Annotated in this window: 21 protein-coding genes; 20 read left to right on the forward strand and 1 reads right to left on the reverse strand. The window is 42.9% G+C overall.

Features of this window, described 5'->3' with window-relative positions:
- The first annotated feature begins 1 nt into the window (after position 1).
- The 20 genes from rlmB (at position 2) to rplQ (ending at position 13,097) form a co-directional block, all read left to right on the forward strand.
- A complete protein-coding gene (gene rlmB / locus QR722_RS03685) occupies positions 2 to 742 on the forward strand; it encodes a 23S rRNA (guanosine(2251)-2'-O)-methyltransferase RlmB (RefSeq protein ID WP_286285397.1) in 741 nt (246 codons plus the stop codon).
- Positions 743 to 1,037: 295 nt separating this feature from the next.
- The gene (locus tag QR722_RS03690) at positions 1,038 to 2,678 is read left to right on the forward strand and encodes an AMP-binding protein (RefSeq protein WP_286285398.1); all 1,641 of its coding nucleotides are present in this window, start codon (positions 1,038 to 1,040) and stop codon (positions 2,676 to 2,678) included.
- Positions 2,679 to 2,817: 139 nt separating this feature from the next.
- Positions 2,818 to 4,185, forward strand: coding sequence for a DUF4397 domain-containing protein (locus QR722_RS03695; protein WP_286285399.1), 1,368 nt, complete (start codon positions 2,818 to 2,820; stop codon positions 4,183 to 4,185).
- Positions 4,186 to 4,611: 426 nt separating this feature from the next.
- A complete protein-coding gene (gene rplN / locus QR722_RS03700) occupies positions 4,612 to 4,980 on the forward strand; it encodes a 50S ribosomal protein L14 (protein ID WP_008846203.1) in 369 nt (122 codons plus the stop codon).
- A gap of 12 nt (positions 4,981 to 4,992) precedes the next feature.
- Positions 4,993 to 5,307 carry a 50S ribosomal protein L24 gene (gene rplX / locus QR722_RS03705; RefSeq protein ID WP_286285400.1) on the forward strand — a complete coding sequence of 105 codons (315 nt, stop codon included), beginning with the start codon at positions 4,993 to 4,995 and terminating at the stop codon, positions 5,305 to 5,307.
- Between the two features lie 16 nt (positions 5,308 to 5,323).
- Complete coding sequence (gene rplE, locus QR722_RS03710) at positions 5,324 to 5,863, forward strand: 50S ribosomal protein L5 (RefSeq protein ID WP_286285401.1); 540 nt, start codon at positions 5,324 to 5,326, stop codon at positions 5,861 to 5,863.
- Between the two features lie 11 nt (positions 5,864 to 5,874).
- Complete coding sequence (gene rpsN / locus QR722_RS03715) at positions 5,875 to 6,180, forward strand: 30S ribosomal protein S14 (RefSeq protein ID WP_286285402.1); 306 nt, start codon at positions 5,875 to 5,877, stop codon at positions 6,178 to 6,180.
- A gap of 13 nt (positions 6,181 to 6,193) precedes the next feature.
- A complete protein-coding gene (gene rpsH / locus QR722_RS03720; RefSeq protein ID WP_286285403.1) occupies positions 6,194 to 6,586 on the forward strand; it encodes a 30S ribosomal protein S8 in 393 nt (130 codons plus the stop codon).
- Between the two features lie 13 nt (positions 6,587 to 6,599).
- Positions 6,600 to 7,133 (forward strand): 50S ribosomal protein L6, encoded by a 534-nt coding sequence (gene rplF, locus QR722_RS03725; RefSeq protein WP_286285404.1) that lies wholly within the window; start codon positions 6,600 to 6,602, stop codon positions 7,131 to 7,133.
- A 12-nt stretch (positions 7,134 to 7,145) separates the two neighbouring features.
- A complete protein-coding gene (gene rplR, locus QR722_RS03730; RefSeq protein WP_286285405.1) occupies positions 7,146 to 7,499 on the forward strand; it encodes a 50S ribosomal protein L18 in 354 nt (117 codons plus the stop codon).
- A 9-nt stretch (positions 7,500 to 7,508) separates the two neighbouring features.
- On the forward strand, positions 7,509 to 8,012 hold the full coding sequence (gene rpsE, locus QR722_RS03735) for a 30S ribosomal protein S5 (protein WP_286285406.1): 504 nt from the start codon (positions 7,509 to 7,511) through the stop codon (positions 8,010 to 8,012).
- 6 nt (positions 8,013 to 8,018) lie between these two features.
- The gene (gene rpmD, locus QR722_RS03740; RefSeq protein WP_286285407.1) at positions 8,019 to 8,201 is read left to right on the forward strand and encodes a 50S ribosomal protein L30; all 183 of its coding nucleotides are present in this window, start codon (positions 8,019 to 8,021) and stop codon (positions 8,199 to 8,201) included.
- A gap of 3 nt (positions 8,202 to 8,204) precedes the next feature.
- On the forward strand, positions 8,205 to 8,639 hold the full coding sequence (rplO, locus tag QR722_RS03745; RefSeq protein WP_286285408.1) for a 50S ribosomal protein L15: 435 nt from the start codon (positions 8,205 to 8,207) through the stop codon (positions 8,637 to 8,639).
- 5 nt (positions 8,640 to 8,644) lie between these two features.
- Positions 8,645 to 9,964, forward strand: coding sequence for a preprotein translocase subunit SecY (secY, locus tag QR722_RS03750; RefSeq protein WP_286285409.1), 1,320 nt, complete (start codon positions 8,645 to 8,647; stop codon positions 9,962 to 9,964).
- A gap of 23 nt (positions 9,965 to 9,987) precedes the next feature.
- Positions 9,988 to 10,104: a 50S ribosomal protein L36 gene (gene rpmJ / locus QR722_RS03755; RefSeq protein ID WP_286285410.1), complete on the forward strand. Its 117-nt coding sequence runs from the start codon at positions 9,988 to 9,990 to the stop codon at positions 10,102 to 10,104.
- 130 nt (positions 10,105 to 10,234) lie between these two features.
- Entirely contained in the window at positions 10,235 to 10,591 is a 357-nt protein-coding gene (rpsM, locus tag QR722_RS03760; protein WP_286285411.1) for a 30S ribosomal protein S13, read from the forward strand.
- Between the two features lie 12 nt (positions 10,592 to 10,603).
- Positions 10,604 to 10,996, forward strand: coding sequence for a 30S ribosomal protein S11 (gene rpsK / locus QR722_RS03765; protein WP_008846191.1), 393 nt, complete (start codon positions 10,604 to 10,606; stop codon positions 10,994 to 10,996).
- A 24-nt stretch (positions 10,997 to 11,020) separates the two neighbouring features.
- Positions 11,021 to 11,641 (forward strand): 30S ribosomal protein S4, encoded by a 621-nt coding sequence (gene rpsD / locus QR722_RS03770; protein ID WP_286285412.1) that lies wholly within the window; start codon positions 11,021 to 11,023, stop codon positions 11,639 to 11,641.
- 22 nt (positions 11,642 to 11,663) lie between these two features.
- On the forward strand, positions 11,664 to 12,653 hold the full coding sequence (locus tag QR722_RS03775; RefSeq protein ID WP_286285413.1) for a DNA-directed RNA polymerase subunit alpha: 990 nt from the start codon (positions 11,664 to 11,666) through the stop codon (positions 12,651 to 12,653).
- A gap of 42 nt (positions 12,654 to 12,695) precedes the next feature.
- Positions 12,696 to 13,097 (forward strand): 50S ribosomal protein L17, encoded by a 402-nt coding sequence (gene rplQ / locus QR722_RS03780; RefSeq protein ID WP_286285414.1) that lies wholly within the window; start codon positions 12,696 to 12,698, stop codon positions 13,095 to 13,097.
- A 64-nt stretch (positions 13,098 to 13,161) separates the two neighbouring features.
- Here rplQ and QR722_RS03785 read toward each other — a convergent pair whose 3' ends face one another.
- Positions 13,162 to 13,926 (reverse strand): hypothetical protein, encoded by a 765-nt coding sequence (locus QR722_RS03785; protein WP_286285415.1) that lies wholly within the window; start codon positions 13,924 to 13,926, stop codon positions 13,162 to 13,164.
- Positions 13,927 to 14,180: the final 254 nt, after the last annotated feature.

Here is a 14,180-nt window from a genome sequence, read left to right on the forward strand (position 1 = left end):
GATGGCTCAGCCGCAAGAATGGTTATATGGAATTCATGCTCTAGAATCAGTTTTAGAGCGTGAACCAGAGCGCTTGATTGAACTATATGTGCTCAAGGGGCGAGAAGATGAACGACTGACTACTATCATTAATCAAGCCCGTAAGTTTGGTATCGCAGTACAATTTTGTTTACGTAAAACCTTGGATGACAAGGTACAAGGTGAGCAACATCAAGGTGTTGTCGCCAGAGCTAAACCAGGCAAACAATATAATGAAAATGACTTGGCGCAAATTGTGGATCAGGCTGAAAGCCCGTTTTTACTGATCTTAGACGGCGTCACCGACCCCCACAATTTAGGGGCCTGTTTACGAACTGCTGAGGCTGCTGGAGCTCATGCCGTGGTTGTCCCTAAAGACAACTCTGCCACTTTGACGCCCACAGTACGCAAGGTTGCAAGTGGTGCTGCGGATGTTATTCCGTTAGTACAGGTTACCAATTTAGCCCGTACCTTAAGAGATCTTCAACAGTCGGGTGTGTGGATTATCGGTACCGCTGGAGAAGCCCAACAAAGTTTATATGATTGCAAACTTAGCGGGCCCATCGCGTTAGTTATGGGCGCCGAAGGAAAAGGAATGCGCAGACTAACCAGAGAACACTGTGACGAACTAATTAAGTTGCCCATGGCTGGCACCGTCACCAGTTTGAATGTTTCTGTGGCCACTGGCGTATGTATGTTCGAAATCGTTCGCCAGCGTGGTTAAGCGCCTTAAACATGCCTTTGATTTTAGCTCGCTAAGATACGAAGGCATTTTACGTCCAAAACAAGCTCCCTGTATTTAACTAATTTAAATCTACAATCCACTTCTCAGGTCCCATTCTTAAAGGGCATTGCTTTTTCTTTATATCCATCTATCAGCAGAAACTATGTATCTAATTTGCGAATTTTGTTAGCTTTGTGTGAATTTCACTATTAATCTGAACACAATTTAGAAACATTTGTGTTCTTGGGGTGGTAAATTCACCTTAAGCAAACGAATAACAATGTAAGGTAATTCGATGACAATTAATACGCCTTTAGAAGCATTTTATAGCCAGGTCAAATCACATCCAGACAAAGTTTTTCTAACTCAACCTTTGAATGGAGACGTGACTACCTATACATGGCTAGAGTGCGATCAAATGGTTAGAAAAGCTGCTGCTGGGCTGTTGGCTTTAGGGTTACCCAAAGGAAGTCATATCGGTCTCATTTCAAAAAATTGTGCAGAGTGGTTTATTGCCGACCTTGCTATTATGCTGTCTGGACATGTTTCTGTGCCGATTTTCCCGACAGCGGGGGAGGAGACCATCAAATACGTATTAGAGCATGCTAAATGCCAACTGGTATTTGTCGGCAAGTTAGAGCATGCAACTGAACAAATTAAAGCAATACCGGCAGCAGTAAAAAGCGTCGGGTTCCCCTATCCTGGGGCGGATTGCGATATTGATTGGTCAAGTTTTACAGATATTGCGCCCTACACAGAAAGTCCAGTTCCATCCTTGGATGATACCATGACCATCATCTATACATCAGGAAGTACGGGGGCTCCTAAAGGTGTCTTGCATCAGTATTCGTCGATTAGCTGGACAGCGATGAATTCACTGAAAGAATTATCTGTAGGGGGAGAAGACCGCATCCTTAGTTACTTGCCCCTGTCACACATTACGGAAAGAATTTTAGTTGAGATGGCGAGTTTGTATGCGGGTATGCAAATATTTTTCATTGAGTCATTAGACACATTTAAAACCGATATACAGCGTTGTCAGCCGACGCTTTTCATCTCTGTTCCAAGGTTGTGGACACGATTCCAGATGGGAATTTTGGCCCAGATGCCGCAAAAAAAGCTCAACTTTTTGCTCAACATTCCAATTATTAAAGGAATAGTGGCGAAAAAAATCAGACAGGGCCTTGGTCTGGATCACGCTCGTTTATGGGCGAGTGGTTCTGCTCCCATTTCGCCGGCAGTGATACAATGGTTTAGCCGCATAGGTATCAACATCTCAGAAGGATGGGGAATGACCGAGAACTGCGCATATGGAACCAGTAGTGTACCTTTTAGAATGGATAAAGTGGGCTGTATCGGCAAGGCGTATAAAGGGGTAGATATTCGCATATCAGATGAGGGCGAGATTCAAGTTAAAGGTCCCTGTAACATGCGTGAATATTACCTTGAGCCTGAGAAAACCGCAGAAGTTTTCACCGCCGATGGTTATCTCCGGACCGGAGACAAAGGTGAGATTGATAGTGATGGCTACGTTATAATTACGGGTAGGTTGAAAGATATTTTCAAGACCGCCAAAGGGAAGTATGTTACGCCGGTGCCGATAGAATCTAAATTAATGGAAAACCCTGCAGTTGAGCAAGTCTGTGTGACTGGTTGTGATCTTAAACAACCCATAGCGCTTTTGGTCATCTCTGAACATGCTAAAAAAACGGATAACCAACAAGTGATATCCTCACTAGAGATAACCTTGGAAAAAATTAACAGCAAGCTAGAAAGCCACCAAGTGCTCGATAGATTGGTCGTTGTGCAAGAAGAATGGACCATCGAGAATGATCTATTGACCCCCACTTTGAAAATAAAACGTCATGTTTTAGAGAAAAAGTACCATGAAGTGATCAATGCACCTTACAAAGACAAGGTGGTTTGGTTATCATAAGCGCCTAAAAAACGATGTTTGCGGTTTTTTGAAAAGATTTTATAAAGGTTTGAACTTTTATTTAGTGTATGAATCTCAACTTCGTTATAAAATTCCCGCAATTTGTTATTGCGCTTGTTAATTAAAGGATAGTGTTTTAATGCGAAGTAAAGTGAGTTTTGCCCTGATGGGTATAGTGTTGGCCACAGGGTTAACCGCCTGCAGTAGCTCAGACGATGGTAACCAAGAGTTCTCGTCTGCCTATATTCAGTTTTATAACGGTTCAGCCAACAGCGCATTAACCACCATGCGCGGCACTGAAAAATCTACAATCAGAGGCTCATCTTCATATGGTGACTCTACCAGTTTGATTGGTGTTGATGGCGGATTCACGGAAATAGAGTTTTTCAGAACCGATTCTGACGATCAGGAAGTCATTCTTGAGACCCGTGACGTTGATATTCCAAATGGTCAAAAAACCTTAGTAGTAATGACTGGTGACTTCGCCAGCCCAACGTTTAATGAGTATCGTTTTACTCGTGAAGAGCTAAGTGATCACTTCCGTTTGTTTGCAATGTCTGTAGTCGCGGATCAAAGCAGCTACGATTTGTACATGAGTGAATCTGGTGCACCTTTCGAACAGGCTAACTTGTTAGCTACGGTAAATTACGAAGGCTTCGAAGAAATGGAATATTGGGCGCCTGATGAAGTTGATGATTTCAATGAAGGTAGCTATACCATTTATCTTACTGAACCGGGTTCTACCGATGTGATATTTGAAAGTAACACCATTACATTTCAATTCGCCACAGAATATGTGCTGATTATCCGTGGTAGTAGCGGTGCGCTGCAAAGCGGTGTTGAAGTTGACTTGGTGCTAAATTCATCAACGGTATCTAACTATGATGATGTTGATGCCAGTGCTCAATACAGAATTTACAACAGTCTAGACAACGACGGGATTACGGTTAGCTTGAACGGTAATGGCGATACTAATCCTAGCGTTGATTTAGCGGCTAATAGTAAAACTGACTTCACCGAAGTACAATTTGGTGATTATCGTTTGACGGCCACATCTAACAGTGACGCTACGCTTAACTTTAACAATAGACTAGTTACCCTTAGCCAGGGGGCAAGCAAAGCGATACTGATTTACCAAAATGAAAATGACGCACTAACATCGTTATCATTTAATGAAAGTACGCAGCCTCAGGTTTATGACAAGCAAGTAGTTGCAGCTAATTTAGTATCTGATTTTACCGATGTGGATTTGTATTTCGTACGTAAGGACGAAACCATAGAATCTGCTCAGTATCTTATTTCAAGTATCGATTTCGGCGAAAGCAAAACCGTTACCCTGCCAAGTGACTTTTATGAATTGGTGGCTGTATTTGATGATAATGAAGATACTCAGGTATTGCTTGACCGGACCGTGTTGCTTGGTTTGAACGAAGAAATAAACTATATTATTACTATTGAAGAATCTCTGGATTCACCAACTGGTTACAAAATATCGCTGCTTAAATAGTTCAGCGAATATTAGTAGTATAATAATCGGCTCACCATGAGCCGATTTTTTTTGATTATTTTTTGAATAGGCATTTTTTTAGCTAATAAATCTCATTTGAGCGTGAAAAACACTGAATGAATCATTTATTTATTTTTTTCTTTTTCGTATTTTTAGCCTAAATAGCTTATTTATTTACCAATAACCCTTTATAAGTCAGACTCTTCCCCCATATTGTCAGGGTGAAAGCAGTTTTTCTCTGAATGTAAGTTTTTTTAATATTCCCCTACCTTCTGTGATTCTTTTCTGTTATCATTTCGCGCCCTTTTTATAGGGGGTATGTATAAAAAGGCAGCAAGTTTCTGGAATTTAAAAGCCAAACGAAATTGCCTTTTTGCAGCTTAAACGGCCCACAAGGGTCTTAAATTTTAACAGCGGAGCACTAACATGATCCAAATGCAAACTAACCTGGATGTTGCCGACAACTCCGGCGCTCGCAGGGTTCAGTGTATTAAGGTTCTTGGTGGCTCGCATCGCCGTTATGCACATATCGGTGACATCATCAAAGTTACTGTCAAGGAAGCAATTCCTCGTGGCAAAGTAAAAAAAGGTGACGTACTGAATGCAGTGGTGGTGCGTACTAGGAAAGGCGTTCGTCGTGCAGATGGTTCTACCATCCGTTTTGATAATAACGCAGCTGTTTTGCTTAATGCAAACAAGCAACCTATTGGTACGCGTATCTTTGGCCCGGTCACGCGTGAACTTCGTGGAGATAGCTTCATGAAGATCATTTCTTTGGCCCCAGAGGTACTATAAGGAGTCACGATAATGGCTAGAAAAATTCGTCGTGATGATGAAGTAGTCGTATTAGCTGGTAAAGACAAAGGTAAACAAGGCAAAGTCCTGAAAGTACTAGTGTCAGATGAAAAGCTAATAATTGAAGGTGTGAATTTGGTGAAGAAACACCAAAAGCCTAATCCTCAACTTAATGTCCCTGGTGGCATTATTGAGAAGGAAGCAGCAATTCACGTATCTAATGTAGCGGTTGTTAACCCGGCGACGGGTAAAGCAGATCGCATTGGTTTCCGTGTTGAAGATGAAAAGAAAGTTCGTTTCTTTAAATCTAACGGCGAACTTGTTTAATTAATTGGAGTGTACGATGGCGAAACTGCATGATTTCTATAAAGAAACAGTAGTGGGCGAACTTGCGAAGCAGTTCGACTACAAAAGCGTCATGCAAGTCCCTCGGATCGAAAAAATCACCTTAAACATGGGTTTAGGTGAAGCGGTAGCGGACAAGAAAGTTTTGGAAAACGCGCAGGCTGATATGGCTGCGATTGCTGGACAAAAACCTATTGTTACTGTTGCTCGTAAATCCGTCGCGGGTTTTAAAATCCGTGAAGGTTATCCGATTGGCTGTAAGGTAACCCTACGTGGCGAACGTATGTGGGAATTTTTAGAGCGTTTGATTTCAATCGCAATTCCTCGTATCCGTGACTTCCGTGGTTTGAATGGTAAATCATTCGATGGCCGTGGTAACTATAGCATGGGTGTACGTGAACAAATTATCTTCCCTGAGATCGACTTTGATAAAGTTGATAAAATTCGCGGTATGGATATTACTATCACTACCAGCGCTAACTCAGATGAGGAAGCTCGCGCGCTGTTAACAGCGTTCAACTTCCCGTTTAGAAAATAAGGTGTAGGGTTATGGCAAAAGAATCAATGAAAGCGCGCGAAGTAAAACGCGCCAAGCTTGTAGCAAAGTACGCAACTAAGCGTGCCGAGCTTAAAGCTATTATCAGCGATGTTAACGTTTCTGAAGAAGAACGTTGGGATGCTGTTCTAAAGCTACAACAACTTCCACGTGACTCTAGTTTATCACGCAAACAAAATCGTTGCCGTGTAACTGGTCGTCCACATGGTTTCCTACGCAAATTTGGCCTAAGCCGTATCAAGTTGCGTGAAGCAGCTATGCGCGGTGAAGTGCCTGGCCTTAAAAAAGCCAGCTGGTAAGGAGTAGCCTAATATGAGCATGCAAGATCCTATCGCGGATATGTTTACCCGCATTCGTAACGGCCAAATGGCTAGCAAAGTTAGTGTAACTATGCCTTCTTCAAAGCTTCGCGTTTCAATCGCTAAAGTTTTGAAAGAAGAAGGTTACATTGGCGATTTTGCTGTCACTGGTGACGTTAAGCCTGTAATCGAAGTTGCGCTTAAGTACTTCGAAGGCAAAAAAGTAATTGAGAGCATTGAACGAGTCAGCCGTCCTGGTTTGCGCATCTATAAGAAAAAAGATGAGCTTCCTAAAGTGATGGGTGGTTTGGGCATAGCTATCGTGTCTACCTCAAAAGGTGTGATGACTGACCGTGCAGCTCGTAAAGCTGGCATGGGCGGTGAGATCATCGGTTATGTAGCGTAACAAGGGGAATATTATGTCACGTGTAGCAAAAGCTCCTGTCGAAATCCTATCTGGCGTAGAAATTTCTATCGCTGGTCAGGAAGTCACAGTTAAAGGTAAAAATGGTTCACTTAGCCGTGTATTCAATGATGCAGTTGAAGTAGTACAAGAAGACAACCAACTTAAAGCCGTACCTCGTGAAGGTGTAGCTAACGGTTGGGCGCAAGCTGGTACTGCTCGCTCACTATTGAGTTCAATGGTTAAGGGTGTAACTGAAGGGTTCGAAAGAAAACTACAGCTTCTAGGTGTTGGTTACCGTGCGCAAGCACAAGGTAGCAAACTTAACCTGACGCTAGGTTTCTCTCACCCTGTTGTATATGAAATGCCTGCTGGTATTTCTGTTGAGACTCCTACCCAAACTGAAATCGTCGTTAAAGGCGCCGATAAGCAGCAGGTAGGTCAGGTTGCAGCTAACATCCGTGGATATCGTCCGCCAGAGCCTTATAAAGGTAAAGGTGTTCGTTACTCTGATGAAGTTGTGCGTCGTAAAGAAGCTAAGAAAAAGTAGGTAGGTGATACGATGGATAAGAAATCAGCTCGCTTGCGCCGCGCTACCCGCGCCCGCAAAAAAATTAGTGAACTGGCCGCGCATCGCTTGGTTATTAACCGCACACCACGTCACATTTACGCGCAATTAATCGCGCCAAATGGGTCTGAAGTGTTAGCGGCGGCTTCTACTGTTGAAGCAGATCTTCGCAAATCCCTTAAAGCTACGGGAAATGCTGAAGCTGCAGCGGCAGTTGGAAAAGCGATTGCAGAACGAGCTATCGAAAAAGGCATCAATACGATTGCATTCGATCGCAGCGGTTTCAAATATCACGGTCGAGTTAAAGCATTAGCTGACGCTGCTCGTGAAGCAGGCCTTCAGTTCTAGGAGTTAGTTATGGCTAAAGTAGAAGTTCAACAACAGGGTGACCTGTTAGAAAAGCTAATCGCTGTAAACCGTGTATCAAAAGTAGTTAAAGGTGGTCGTATCTTTAGCTTTACTGCTTTGACAGTAGTTGGTGACGGAAATGGTCGTGTAGGTTTTGGTTATGGTAAGGCACGTGAAGTTCCTGCCGCTATCCAAAAGGCTATGGAAAAAGCACGTCGCAATCTTGTGACTGTTGATCTTAATGGCAACACGCTACAGCATCCAATTAAAGGACGTCACTCAGGCTCCAAGGTTTACATGCAACCAGCATCAGAAGGTACTGGTATTATTGCCGGTGGTGCAATGCGTGCAGTTCTTGAAGTTGCGGGTGTACAAAACGTACTTTCAAAATGCTACGGCTCAACAAACCCAATCAACGTTGTTCGTGCAACAATTAATGCTCTGGTAGAGATGAACTCTCCAGAAAGTATTGCTGCAAAACGTGGATTGCCTGTTGATAAGATTTTGGGGTAATTGAACATGGCTAAGATGATTAAAGTAAAGCAAACAAAAAGCTCTATTGGTCGTCTACCTAAGCACAGAGCTACATTGACTGGTTTAGGTTTACGTCGCATCGGGCATGTTCGTGAGTTGGAAGACACCCCGTCAGTTCGTGGCATGATCAACCGTGTATTTTACATGGTCGAAATAGTGGAGGAGTAACAGATGCGTTTAAATACTCTTGCTCCTGCACCTGGAGCTAAAAATTCGGGTAAGCGCGTAGGTCGCGGTATTGGTTCTGGTCTTGGTAAAACTGCTGGCCGTGGCCACAAAGGTCAAAAGAGTCGCTCAGGCGGTTCTGTTAAGCCTGGTTTTGAAGGCGGACAAATGCCGATCCAACGCCGTCTACCTAAGTTCGGTTTTACGTCTCGTGTTTCTTTGGTTACTGACCAAGTTACATTAGCAGAAATCGCTAAAGTAGAAGGTGATGTAGTTTCACTTGAAACTTTGAAAGCAGCAGGTCTTGTCAAAAAAGAAATGTTGAATATCAAAGTAATGAAAAGTGGTGAAATTACACGTGCAGTTACTGTAAAAGGTTTAAAGGTAACTAAAGGCGCACTTGAAGCAATTCAAGCCGCTGGCGGTAAAGTAGAGGAATAAGCTAGATGGCAAAACCAGGACAGGATTCAAGCGCTAAAGGCGGCTTGAGCGAGCTTAAATCAAGATTGTTATTTGTACTAGGTGCGATCATTGTATTTAGACTCGGTTCATACGTACCTATTCCTGGTATTGATGCCAATGTGCTTGCTCAGTTATTTGAGCAGCAAAAGGGTACCATCGTGGAAATGTTTAACATGTTTTCAGGTGGTGCGCTTGAGCGCGCATCGGTTCTTGCCCTAGGTATTATGCCATATATTTCAGCGTCGATTATTATGCAGTTGCTCACAGTTGTGCATCCGCCAATGATTGAACTGAAAAAAGAAGGCGAAGCGGGACGTCGCAAAATTAGCCAATACACACGTTATTTCACGTTGGTATTAGCCACTTTCCAAGCAATTGGAATCGCGACTAACTTGCCAAACTTGATTTCAGGTTTGGTCATAGCACCTGGCTTCGGTTTTTACTTTACCGCGGTAGTCAGTTTGGTCACCGGTACCATGTTTTTAATGTGGTTGGGTGAGCAGATTACCGAAAGAGGTATCGGTAACGGTATCTCCATTTTGATCTTCACTGGTATTGTTGCCGGTTTGCCTACTGCGATAGGTCAGACTGCGGAACAGGCTCGTCAAGGTGATTTAAATGTACTGTTGTTGCTACTGATTGGTGTTATCATTGTTGCTATTACATACTTTGTTGTGTTTGTGGAACGTGGTCAGCGTCGAATCGTAGTTAACTACGCGAAGAAACAGCAAGGCCGTAAGGTTTTTGCAGCTCAAAGTACACATTTACCTTTAAAGGTAAATATGGCAGGTGTTATACCGCCAATCTTTGCTTCAAGTATTATTTTGTTCCCTGGAACCATCGCAAGTTGGTTTGGTCAAAATGAGTCATTCTCCTGGTTACAGGATGTGGCTTTGATGTTGTCCCCAGGACAGCCTTTGTATGTGATGTTATACGCCGCGGCGATTATATTCTTCTGTTTCTTCTATACTGCGTTGGTTTTTAACCCGCGTGAGACGGCTGATAACTTGAAGAAGTCTGGTGCTTTTGTACCTGGTATTCGTCCTGGTGAGCAAACCTCTCGCTACATTGATAAAGTAATGACACGCCTTACTTTGGCAGGCGCACTTTACATAACCTTTATTTGTTTGGTGCCCGAGTTCATGTTGATCGCCTGGAACGTTCAGTTCTATTTTGGCGGTACATCGCTACTTATTATTGTAGTGGTTATCATGGATTTTATGGCACAGGTGCAGACTCATTTGATGTCACATCAATATGAATCTGTTCTTAAGAAAGCGAATCTTAAAGGCTACGGCCGCTAAGATAAGCGTTACGGAGTGGTGATATGAAAGTTCGTGCATCCGTTAAAAAGATTTGCCGTAACTGCAAAGTCGTAAGACGCAATGGCGTAGTACGTATCATTTGTAGTTCTGACCCTAAGCATAAGCAAAGGCAAGGCTAATCAAAGTGGTTTTTGGGTGAATTCGGTCATACTACCGGTTCACTCAAGCTTAATTTGCAATTTGGTCATCGGGTAAGTATCCTATCGGGCTTTTTAGGCTGATGACAATAATTTAAGAGGAGTGCTGTTAATGGCCCGTATCGCTGGCATTAACATCCCTGAACACAAGCACACTGTGATTGCGATCCAATCAATCTACGGTGTAGGCGCTACACGTGCGAAAAGCATTTGTGAAGCTGCTGGTGTTGCAGAGTCAACCAAGATTAAAGATCTTGATGAAACAACGATTGATAAGCTTCGTGACGAAGTCGCGAAATTCATGGTAGAGGGTGACCTTCGCCGTGAAGTATCAATGAACATCAAACGTTTGATGGACCTAGGTTGCTTCCGTGGTATACGCCACCGTCGTAGCTTACCTCTACGTGGTCAGCGCACTAAAACAAATGCGCGTACCCGTAAAGGTCCTCGTAAGCCAATTAAAAAGTAAGCGAGGTTAGTTATGGCTAAAGCACCTACTAAGAGCACGCGTAAGCGCGCAAAACGTCAAGTTGCAGACGGTATGGCTCATATCCATGCGTCTTTCAACAACACAATAGTGACTATCACTGACCGTCAAGGCAACGCCTTGGCTTGGGCAACGTCTGGTGGTTCTGGTTTCCGTGGTTCACGTAAATCAACCCCATTTGCTGCACAGGTTGCTGCTGAGCGCGCAGGTGTTGCTGCTCAGGATTACGGTTTGAAAAACCTTGAAGTTTTCGTTAAAGGTCCAGGTCCAGGTCGTGAATCTGCGATCCGTGCCTTGAACGCAACGGGTTATAAAATCACTAATATTACCGATGTGACGCCTATTCCTCACAACGGTTGTCGTCCACCGAAAAAACGTCGCGTTTAATCGACGGACAGTTGGAGAAAGATCATGGCTAGATATTTGGGTCCTAAACTCAAACTGAGTCGTCGCGAAGGAACAGATTTGTTCCTTAAAAGTGGCGTTCGAGCAATTGAATCGAAATGTAAGATAGATACAGCTCCTGGTCAGCATGGTGCCCGTCGTGGCCGTTTGTCTGACTATGGTGTTCAGCTACGTGAAAAGCAAAAAGTACGTCGTATGTATGGCGTATTGGAAAAGCAGTTCCGTAATTATTATAAAGAAGCAGCGCGTCTTAAAGGCAACACAGGTGAAAACTTGTTACAGCTTTTAGAACAGCGTCTTGACAATGTTGTTTACCGTATGGGTTTTGCTAGTACACGTGCTGAAGCTCGTCAGCTAGTAAGCCATAAAGCTATAATGGTTAACGGTAAGGTTGTTAATATACCTTCTTTTAACGTTTCTGCTGAAGACGTTGTTTCCGTTCGTGAGAAGTCTAAAAAGCAAGCGCGTATCGTTGCTGCTTTAGAATTGGCGGACCAACGTGAGAAACCAACTTGGATTGAAGTAGACAGTAAGAAAATGGAAGGCGTTTTTAAACGTGTTCCAGAAAGAACTGATTTGTCTGCTGAAATTAACGAACAGTTGATCGTCGAACTTTACTCTAAGTAAAGCATAATCAAGAGAGGAAACAATGCCGGGTTCTGTAACTGAATTCCTAAAACCTAGGTTAGTGGAAATAGAAAACTTATCACCAACACGCGCTAAGGTCACACTTGAACCATTAGAGCGTGGTTTTGGTCACACTCTTGGCAATGCGCTACGACGCATTCTTTTGTCATCCATGCCTGGTTGCGCGGTGACTGAAGTTGAAATCGATGGTGTATTACATGAGTACAGCACCAAAGAAGGTGTACAAGAAGATGTCATCGAGATTTTGCTTAATCTGAAAGGATTGGCGGTAATTCTTGAAGGCAAAACCGAAGCTACCCTTACTTTAGTTAAGTCTGGTGCGGGCCCTGTTACTGCTGGTGATATTCAGCATGATGGTGATGTAGAAATAGTTAATCCTGAACACTTAATCTGTACGCTAACCGGTGAAGCCGAAATTAGCATGCGTGTGAAAGTGGAAATGGGTCGTGGCTATGTTCCTGCATCAACACGCCGTTCCTCTGAAGAAGATGATCGACCTATTGGTCGTTTGTTAGTGGATGCTTCATATAGTCCGGTTGAACGTATTGCTTACAATGTCGAATCTGCCCGTGTTGAACAACGCACAGATTTAGACAAATTGATTATTGATATGGAAACAAATGGTACTTTGGATCCGGAAGAAGCGATTCGTCGTTCTGCTACTATTCTTGCAGAACAATTAGACGCATTCGTAGAACTCCGTGATATCTCTGAGCCAGTTGAAAAAGAAGAGAAACCGGAATTTGATCCGATTCTTCTTCGTCCAGTTGATGATTTAGAGCTTACGGTACGTTCAGCTAACTGCTTGAAAGCAGAAGCTATCCAGTACATTGGTGACCTGGTGCAACGCACCGAAGTTGAGTTGTTAAAAACACCTAACTTGGGTAAGAAATCTCTTACTGAGATTAAAGACGTGTTGGCATCTCGTGGTCTATCTTTGGGGATGCGCCTTGAAAACTGGCCCCCAGAGAGTATCGCAGAAAAAGATTAATCAGGTCGCAAGATAAACTGATTTGTAAAGAAGGATAGAGCTATGCGCCATCGTAACAGTGGTCGTCAGTTAAATCGCAACAGCAGTCATCGTCAAGCTATGTTCAAAAATATGGCTGGCTCTTTGGTTAAGCACGAAGTTATTAAGACTACGTTGCCTAAGGCTAAAGAATTGCGTCGCGTAATCGAGCCTCTAATCACACTTGCTAAGCAAGACAGTGTTGCTAATCGCCGTTTGGCTATGGCACGCACTGGTGATAAAGAGGTTGTAGGTAAGTTGTTCAATGAACTTGGTCCGCGCTATGAAGCTCGCCCAGGCGGTTATATTCGCATTTTAAAATGTGGTTTCCGTTCTGGTGATAACGCACCTATGGCTTATGTTGAATTAGTAGATCGCCCAGTTACTGAAGAAGTTGAAGAAGCTGAAGAAGTAACAGCGGAGTAATACTGCACCTACTAAAAAGCCGAGCAATAGCTCGGCTTTTTTATATCTTTATTTCTACATTGAACTATTGGCTTGCGATAAAAGCTAGTTGCTCTTCATTCGCACCAGCATTTTTAGCATATATCATTAGGTCTTCTGGACTTACTCCCGCATTCATCGCAGTCACTAATATTCGTCTGACGCTCTCTTGTTCCCTTGCTGATTCAATTAATGCGGTGGTAACAACTTGTTCAGCTTCATCTGGATAGGCTGCTAATAAGGCATCAACAACATACTCTCCGACAAAGGGCACTGTACTGATTGCTGTCTTTATAATCTCTACCATCTCATTCGGATGAGCTTTGGTCAGAGTATGGACAATGTTATCAGCAGAATCTGGTTCTGTTTCTACCGCTATTCTTACGATCTCACCCAACTCGTCTGGGGTAGCGTAGGCAGCAGCTCTAACTATGAAGTCTACATAACTGGGTTCTGCATTTATCGCTGTTTCAACTATGCTTGAACAGCTACTAATACCTTTTTCGATTGCCAAGGTAACTACTTCACCAGTTAATGCTGGCTCAGCAGAAATAGCTGCATGAATAATTTCTTTATAGTTTTCTGGGTAAAGATCCAAAGCTGTACTTACTACAGTAATGGCATCTCGAGGATAATGACTAATAATGCTTTTTATAGCACGGCCAATCGACATCGATTGCTCAACCTGTTTTTGAACAAATGCTGTGGTTAACTGGGAGTCTTGCTCTTTCTCTTCACCATTAACATTTATGGCATAAGCTTGAGCACTTAAAATGGCACAAGTAATTATCGCGACTGGGACTAACTTCATAATTTATGACACCTAATTAGGTCAATACAACAATTCTTAGATATCCTTATCTTAAAAGAGTTCAAACGTAACAGTTATTTAACATATATAACACCCTTTTTACTGGTTGATGGTTAAATAATCAATAACTTTAAAGATATCATTTAATTTCACTTTTTTTCAAAAACTCTCTTGACCTTAAATCAAATTTCTCTACAATGCCGCCCAGCTTTGAGGGACATACAAACCACCTTGGAACACCAAGAGGGGGAATA

Origin of the sequence: Aliiglaciecola sp. LCG003 (genome assembly GCF_030316135.1) — a bacterium.
Classification (GTDB): Bacteria; Pseudomonadota; Gammaproteobacteria; order Enterobacterales; family Alteromonadaceae; genus Aliiglaciecola.

What these genes read in the sequence shown, in the direction of transcription:
- rpsN (WP_286285402.1), top strand. Translation starts at nt 5,875, where the DNA reads ATGGCAAAAGAATCAATGAAAGCGCGCGAAGTAAAACGCGCCAAGCTT.
- rpsE (WP_286285406.1), top strand. Translation starts at nt 7,509, where the DNA reads ATGGCTAAAGTAGAAGTTCAACAACAGGGTGACCTGTTAGAAAAGCTA.
- QR722_RS03695 (WP_286285399.1), top strand. Translation starts at nt 2,818, where the DNA reads ATGCGAAGTAAAGTGAGTTTTGCCCTGATGGGTATAGTGTTGGCCACA.
- rpsM (WP_286285411.1), top strand. Translation starts at nt 10,235, where the DNA reads ATGGCCCGTATCGCTGGCATTAACATCCCTGAACACAAGCACACTGTG.
- rpsH (WP_286285403.1), top strand. Translation starts at nt 6,194, where the DNA reads ATGAGCATGCAAGATCCTATCGCGGATATGTTTACCCGCATTCGTAAC.
- rpsD (WP_286285412.1), top strand. Translation starts at nt 11,021, where the DNA reads ATGGCTAGATATTTGGGTCCTAAACTCAAACTGAGTCGTCGCGAAGGA.
- rpmJ (WP_286285410.1), top strand. Translation starts at nt 9,988, where the DNA reads ATGAAAGTTCGTGCATCCGTTAAAAAGATTTGCCGTAACTGCAAAGTC.
- rpmD (WP_286285407.1), top strand. Translation starts at nt 8,019, where the DNA reads ATGGCTAAGATGATTAAAGTAAAGCAAACAAAAAGCTCTATTGGTCGT.
- rplX (WP_286285400.1), top strand. Translation starts at nt 4,993, where the DNA reads ATGGCTAGAAAAATTCGTCGTGATGATGAAGTAGTCGTATTAGCTGGT.
- rplO (WP_286285408.1), top strand. Translation starts at nt 8,205, where the DNA reads ATGCGTTTAAATACTCTTGCTCCTGCACCTGGAGCTAAAAATTCGGGT.
- rplR (WP_286285405.1), top strand. Translation starts at nt 7,146, where the DNA reads ATGGATAAGAAATCAGCTCGCTTGCGCCGCGCTACCCGCGCCCGCAAA.
- rplQ (WP_286285414.1), top strand. Translation starts at nt 12,696, where the DNA reads ATGCGCCATCGTAACAGTGGTCGTCAGTTAAATCGCAACAGCAGTCAT.
- rplN (WP_008846203.1), top strand. Translation starts at nt 4,612, where the DNA reads ATGATCCAAATGCAAACTAACCTGGATGTTGCCGACAACTCCGGCGCT.
- rlmB (WP_286285397.1), top strand. Translation starts at nt 2, where the DNA reads ATGGCTCAGCCGCAAGAATGGTTATATGGAATTCATGCTCTAGAATCA.
- QR722_RS03775 (WP_286285413.1), top strand. Translation starts at nt 11,664, where the DNA reads ATGCCGGGTTCTGTAACTGAATTCCTAAAACCTAGGTTAGTGGAAATA.
- QR722_RS03690 (WP_286285398.1), top strand. Translation starts at nt 1,038, where the DNA reads ATGACAATTAATACGCCTTTAGAAGCATTTTATAGCCAGGTCAAATCA.
- rpsK (WP_008846191.1), top strand. Translation starts at nt 10,604, where the DNA reads ATGGCTAAAGCACCTACTAAGAGCACGCGTAAGCGCGCAAAACGTCAA.
- rplF (WP_286285404.1), top strand. Translation starts at nt 6,600, where the DNA reads ATGTCACGTGTAGCAAAAGCTCCTGTCGAAATCCTATCTGGCGTAGAA.
- rplE (WP_286285401.1), top strand. Translation starts at nt 5,324, where the DNA reads ATGGCGAAACTGCATGATTTCTATAAAGAAACAGTAGTGGGCGAACTT.
- QR722_RS03785 (WP_286285415.1), bottom strand. Translation starts at nt 13,926, where the DNA reads ATGAAGTTAGTCCCAGTCGCGATAATTACTTGTGCCATTTTAAGTGCT.
- secY (WP_286285409.1), top strand. Translation starts at nt 8,645, where the DNA reads ATGGCAAAACCAGGACAGGATTCAAGCGCTAAAGGCGGCTTGAGCGAG.